Source organism: Sutterella sp. (assembly GCF_052272535.1).
Taxonomy (GTDB): Bacteria; Pseudomonadota; Gammaproteobacteria; order Burkholderiales; family Burkholderiaceae_F; genus Sutterella.
The window spans coordinates 1-5,584 of the sequence record NZ_DAVZJY010000164.1 but is presented as its reverse complement, the minus strand read 5'-3'; the positions used below and the strand labels follow the sequence as shown (position 1 = coordinate 5,584).

Genomic DNA, 5,584 nt, shown 5'->3' with positions numbered 1-5,584 from the left:
GGACCTCAATTCCGGCGTCGAATCCGCCCCCGGCGTCAAGTCGAAGGCGCTCCTTCAGGCGGCCTTCCGGGCGCTGCGCGCCATTCCCGCCTGAGACCCGCAGCGCCCAACGGACTCCACCCCCATTTCAAGCAGAGAACACATCATGAAGCTCAACCCCTACTTCGGCCGCTTCGGCGGTCAGTTCGTCCCCGAAGTCCTCATTCCGGCCCTCGACCAGTTGGAGGAGGCCTTCATCGAAGCGCGCGACGACGACGCCTTCAAGGCGGAGCTCCGCGGCCTCCTCGTCAACTACGGCGGACGGCCGACCCCCCTCACGAAGTGCCGCAACCTCACCGCGGGCACGAAGACCACGATCTACCTCAAGCGCGAGGACCTGATGCACGGGGGCGCGCACAAGACGAACCAGGTGCTCGGCCAGGCGCTCCTCGCGCGCCGCATGGGCAAGCACCGCATCATCGCCGAGACGGGCGCGGGCCAGCACGGCGTCGCGACGGCGCTCGCCTGCGCGCTCCTCGGGTTTGAGTGCGTGGTCTACATGGGCGCGAAGGACGTCGAGCGCCAGAAGCCCAACGTCTTCCGCATGGAGCTCATGGGCGCCGAAGTGCGTCCCGTCACCGCGGGCCGCGGGACCCTGAAGGAAGCGTGCAACGCGGCGCTGCGCGACTGGGCGGGGAGCTTCGCCGACACGCACTACATGCTCGGCACCGCCGCGGGTCCGCATCCCTTCCCGACGATCGTGCGCGAGTTCCAGAAGGTGATCGGCGAAGAGGCGCGCGCGCAGTTCCGCGAATTCGAAGGAGGCCTCCCCGACGCCGTCATCGCCTGCGTGGGCGGAGGATCGAACGCAATCGGCCTCTTCACGGACTTCGTGCCCTTCAAGGAAGTGAAGCTCATCGGCGTCGAACCCGCCGGCCGGGGCCTCGACACGCCCGACCACGGCGCGACGCTCGAAAAGGGCGTCCCCGGAATCTTCTTCGGCGCGCGCTCGCTCAACATGCAGACCCCGGAAGGCCAGATCGAGGAGAGCTTCTCCATTTCCGCGGGCCTCGACTTTCCCTCGGTCGGCCCCGAGCACGCCTACCTCCAGGAGATCGGGCGCGCGCAATACCGCAGCGCCACCGACCGCGAGGCGCTCTCGGCCTTCATCGAGCTCTCGCGCCGCGAAGGCATCATCCCGGCGCTCGAGAGCGCCCACGCCCTCGCCTACGCTCTGAAGCTCGCCCGCGAGAATCCCGACAAGGAGCAGAAGCTCATCGTCAACCTCTCCGGGCGCGGCGACAAGGACATCTTCCAGGTGAGCCAACGGCTCGAAGCCGACGGTCTCTTCACGAACGGGCGGCTCGCTCCGGACGCCGCCGAGCAACTCCTCGCCTGATTCACGCACCAGACAAGAGAACTCCCATGACTCAACCCGACCGCTTCGCCGCGCTCTTCGAGCGCCTCGCCCTTCACCACGAAGGCGCCTTCGTCCCCTTCGTCAACCTCTGCGACCCGACGCCGGAGCTTTCCGCCCGGGTCCTTGAATCCCTCATCACGGGCGGCGCCGACGCGCTCGAGCTCGGCATTCCCTTCTCGGACCCGTGCGCCGACGGCCCGGTGATCGAGGCTTCCGCGGGCCGCGCGCTCGCCGCGGGCTCCACGACCGCGAAGTGCCTTGCCCTCGTGAAGGGCGTGCGCGAAAAGCACCCCGACCTTCCGATCTCCCTGATGCTCTACGTGAACCTCACGGTGGCGCCCGGATTGGAGAACTTCTTGCGCGCGGCAAAGGCCGCGGGCGCCGACGCCGTCCTCATCCCGGACGTCCCGATCGCGATGCGTGAGCTCGAGCCCGAATGGGACGAGGCGGCCCGCGCCGCGGGGCTGCACCTCATCGCGCTCGCACCTCCGAACGCCTCGGAAGCGCTCCTCGGCAAGGTGGCGAAGCGCTCCACGGGCTACGTGTACCTGCTCTCGCGCGTCGGCATCACCGGCACGGACCGCGCCGCGGGAACGCCTTCGGTGAAGGAGATTGAGACGCTGCGGGCCGCCGGAGCCGCGCCGCTCCTTCTCGGCTTCGGCATCTCGCGCCCCGAACACGTGCGCGCGGCGATCAAGGCGGGCGCCTCGGGCGCGATCGCGGGCTCGGCCGTCACGAAGCTGATCGAGGCGAACCTCGGCGACCCGAAGCGGATGGAGGAGGCCCTCACGGCCTTCACCGCCGAAATGAAGGCCGCGACCCGCGCCTGACGACGGGGCCGCAAATGCGCAAAACGCCGCCTCAGACCTTCGGGCCGGGGGCGGTGTTTCCATTTGAGAAGGCCGGCTTGACGGGGCGTCAGGCGGCGGGCTTCCCGCCGGACGTGGCCCCGGCCTTCGCGCGGTCGAGGACGAAGCGGCGCACGAGCCCCTCGTTGGCGCAGGTTCTCGAGCCTCCTCCGGTAGGTCCCGGACGGTCGCCGCTGCGGTGAAGTCCGCCGGCGCGCCCGCTGGGAGGTACTTTGCTCTCGTACGGTCGAGCGCAAGCACCGCGGTGCCCGCCCGCCGTACGGCCTCGAGGTCGCGTTCGACGGCGAGGATCGTGAGGCCGCGGCTGCGGTTGAGTTCAATGAGAAGGTCCCAGAACCAGCTCCGCCCGGCGGCGTCTACGCCCGCGTCCGCCTCGTCGAGAAGGAGCAGATCGCGATGGTCGAGCCCGCCCGCGAGCGCCCGGGCGAGCAGCACCCGCTGCCGCTCGCCCCCGGAGAGATCCCCGAAGAGTTTGACCGCGAGCCGCACGCTCGCCGCGGAGGCGGGCGCGCGGGTGGTGCCGATCTACACCATGGAGAGCCCCGAGGAGGAGCTGAGTTTCCTCGAGCGCATGCCTCGAGCAGATCGCGCGGAGCCTCGAGGAGTAGCGCAGTCCCCTCTTTCAGCGCCGCGGGAAGAACCAGCGGAGCTCCGCGCGCGGGTGCTGCCTCGTCACGAGGCTCACGCCCACGAAGAGCGCCGCGGCAGCGGCGAAGGCCGGCACGACCGCATGGAAGCCCGCGATGTCGGGCTTCGCGATGAGGATGAAGGCGTAGAGGGCGAGGCTCGCGAGGATCGAGACAAGGCATCCCGCGGCCGTCGCGCGGCGCCAGTAGAGGCCGCCCGCGAGGGGGAGGAGGAACGCGAGCTCAAGCCCGCCGAAGGCGCCCAAATTGATCCAGGCGATGAGGTCGGCCGGATGGATGGCAAAGAGCATCGAGACCAGGCCGAGCAGCAGCGTCGCGGCGCGCGAGATCCGCAGCAGCAGCAGGTCCCGCCCCGCCCAGTCAGGCTTCACCGTGAGGAGAAGGTCCTTTACGACGGCCGACGAGGCGGCGATGAGAAGCGAACTCACCGTGGACATGGTCGCGGCCAGGGGGCCGATCAGCGTGACGCCCGCTTCAAGCGGCGTGAGGTGCTCGGTGATGAGGCGCGGCACGAGGTGGTCGGTTGACGCCCCGCCGAGATCGAGCTCGGGCAGGCCGCGCGCCAAAACGCCCACCGTGGTGACGCCCACCATCAGCGCGCCGCAGACGACGGTGCTCACTACCATCGCCCGATGGAGGTCGGGCGAGGCGCGGTAGCTCATGCAGCGCACGGCCGACTGCGGCAGCCCCGCGGTGCCGAACCCAACGAGGATCCAAGTCGAGAAGAGTAGCGTCCAGGGAAGCGCCCCGCCCGCGTTGGGCGAGAGCATCGAGCTCGTTGCGAGGTCGGCGGCCGGATCGGCGAGCCCGGCCGCGGCCGCGCGCTCCATCGCCGCGGTGAGGCCCCCCGCTTCGTCGAGAATCGAGCCCCCGAGCATCACCATGCCGACCAGCATCAGAACGGCGCAGACCGTATCGGTCCAGGCGACGGCGCGGAAGCCCCCGAAGGCCGTGTAGAAGACCGTGAGGAGCCCGAAGAGGAGGAGCCCCGTCGTGGGCGAAATGCCCGCGGCCTCGGCGAAGATCGCCGCGCCCCCGATGAACTGTCCGGTCATCATCGCGCAGAAGAAGACGAGGAGCGCAACGGAAAGGAGCACCGTGAGCGCGGGGCTCCCGAAGCGCTTCTCGAGGAGCCCCGTCACCGTGATCGCGCCCGCCGCGCGCGAGACGAGGGCCATCTTCTTGCCGAGGAGCCCGAGGACGAGGAAGCCCGTGATGATCTGCGGGGCGGCGAAAACCACCCAGCCGAGGCCGAGCTTCCAGGCGATGCCCGGGCCCGAGACGAAGGAGGAGACCGAGCCGTAGGTGGCGATCAGCGTCATCGCGAGCACGAACCCCGAAAGGCTCCGGCTGCCCAGGAAGTATTCGTTCACGAACCCCGGACCGGCTTCAAGCCGGCGACTCTTCGTGCGCTCCGTCCAGACGGTCGTCAGGACGAGCGCGAGGAAGAAGACCGCGAGCGGGAGAAAGATGAGGATGCGGTCGGTCATCGCGCGGCCTCCCCGGAGTCGTCGGGCTTGAGGTCGAGCGGCACGTCGCGGAAGACGCGCTTCACGATCCAGAGCACCGCCGCGATCGAGAAGAAGTACCCGCCCACGACGGAGGCGAGGAACCAGAGCGGGAGGCCGAAGAACCGCGCGGTGCTCCCGGCGGTGAGTAAGAGCGCTCCCCAGAAGAAGACCGTGGTAGCGACGGCCGCCGCGAGCGTGGCAGCCGCTTCGCGCGAGCAGCGCTCGAGCGCCCGGTCGTAGGCGTCGGGCGTCGTTTCAGTTTGCGACATGGTTCAAAAATGAATGAGGTGAATCATCCCGCGGCGTGCGGGTCCGTTCTCCTTGCGGAAGACGCAGACTACACGCAGGCGCCCTGCGCCGCCTCATGCGGACGGCCGAAAGGAAGTGCGTCCGCGCACTCGCCAAACGGCGTATTGCGGGCGCCTGCTCTCCGTCAGTTCCAGCGCTTTTCGCGCGGCGCGAGAGCGATGCCGGCCTCAGTCATGACGTGCCGCAGGAGCACAAGGTCCTCCCAGGCCTTCGCCTTCTCATCGGGCGAACGCAGGAGGTACGAGGGATGGTAGGTCGCGACCGCGGGAATCCGGCGGCCGGCGACCTCAGCGTCATGCACGCGCCCGCGCATGCGGCCGATCGAGAAGCCCTCCCCCGGATGGAGCACCGCCTCGATCGCGAAGCGCCCGACGAGAAAGAGCACGTCGGGGGCGAGGAGCTCCAACTGGCGCCTGAGCCAATGCCCGCAGCAGGTGATCTCCGCGGGCTCGGGATTGCGGTTGCGCGGCGGCCGGCACTTGAGGACGTTGAGGACCACCGCGTCGCGGCCGCGCACGATGTTGAGGGCGTCAAGCATCGCCGTGAGGAGCTGTCCGGACTTCCCGACGAAGGGAAGGCCCTGGAGGTCCTCTTCGGCGCCCGGCGCCTCGCCGATGACGACGAGCTTCGGGCCGGGCGCGCCCTGCGCGAACACCACGTGCTGCCGGGTCGAGGCCATGGCGCAGCAGCGGCAGTCCTCGGCCATCTTCGCGAGCGTCTCCCAGTCGGCCGTGAGGATTTTCTGCGCGAGATCCTCGGGCATGCCGAGCGAGGCGACCGCAGGCGCGGGAGCAGGCCCTGAAGATGTTCACCTTGACCTGGTCTTCGGTGATGCAGAGGATGTCTGCT

General features: G+C 69.4%; 5 protein-coding genes. 2 read left to right on the top strand and 3 right to left on the bottom strand.

What is annotated here, in order from left to right:
* Nucleotides 1–145: 145 nt before the first annotated feature.
* Both trpB and trpA read left to right on the top strand, forming a co-directional pair.
* On the top strand, nucleotides 146–1,378 hold the full coding sequence (gene trpB, locus ACT6Y9_RS08305; protein ID WP_443744195.1) for a tryptophan synthase subunit beta: 1,233 nt from the start codon (nucleotides 146–148) through the stop codon (nucleotides 1,376–1,378).
* A 26-nt stretch (nucleotides 1,379–1,404) separates the two neighbouring features.
* Complete coding sequence (gene trpA / locus ACT6Y9_RS08300) at nucleotides 1,405–2,229, top strand: tryptophan synthase subunit alpha (RefSeq protein ID WP_443744194.1); 825 nt, start codon at nucleotides 1,405–1,407, stop codon at nucleotides 2,227–2,229.
* Nucleotides 2,230–2,890: 661 nt separating this feature from the next.
* On the opposite strand, the gene panF is transcribed toward trpA, so the two are convergent.
* The 3 genes from panF to ACT6Y9_RS08285 all read right to left on the bottom strand — a co-directional run bounded on the left by panF (nucleotide 2,891) and on the right by ACT6Y9_RS08285 (nucleotide 5,498).
* Nucleotides 2,891–4,405, bottom strand: a complete 1,515-nt coding sequence (gene panF / locus ACT6Y9_RS08295) for a sodium/pantothenate symporter (protein ID WP_443744193.1) — start codon at nucleotides 4,403–4,405, stop codon at nucleotides 2,891–2,893.
* A complete protein-coding gene (locus ACT6Y9_RS08290) occupies nucleotides 4,402–4,695 on the bottom strand; it encodes a YhdT family protein (protein WP_295479800.1) in 294 nt (97 codons plus the stop codon). Before ACT6Y9_RS08290 ends, panF begins: the two co-directional genes overlap by 4 nt.
* Before the next feature lie 164 nt (nucleotides 4,696–4,859).
* A complete protein-coding gene (locus ACT6Y9_RS08285; RefSeq protein ID WP_443744192.1) occupies nucleotides 4,860–5,498 on the bottom strand; it encodes a uracil-DNA glycosylase in 639 nt (212 codons plus the stop codon).
* Nucleotides 5,499–5,584 lie beyond the last annotated feature (86 nt).

Bases quoted from the DNA above. Each gene is read 5' to 3' on its own strand.
- trpB (WP_443744195.1), top strand. From the start codon at position 146: ATGAAGCTCAACCCCTACTTCGGCCGCTTCGGCGGTCAGTTCGTCCCC.
- ACT6Y9_RS08285 (WP_443744192.1), bottom strand. From the start codon at position 5,498: ATGCCCGAGGATCTCGCGCAGAAAATCCTCACGGCCGACTGGGAGACG.
- panF (WP_443744193.1), bottom strand. From the start codon at position 4,405: ATGACCGACCGCATCCTCATCTTTCTCCCGCTCGCGGTCTTCTTCCTC.
- trpA (WP_443744194.1), top strand. From the start codon at position 1,405: ATGACTCAACCCGACCGCTTCGCCGCGCTCTTCGAGCGCCTCGCCCTT.
- ACT6Y9_RS08290 (WP_295479800.1), bottom strand. From the start codon at position 4,695: ATGTCGCAAACTGAAACGACGCCCGACGCCTACGACCGGGCGCTCGAG.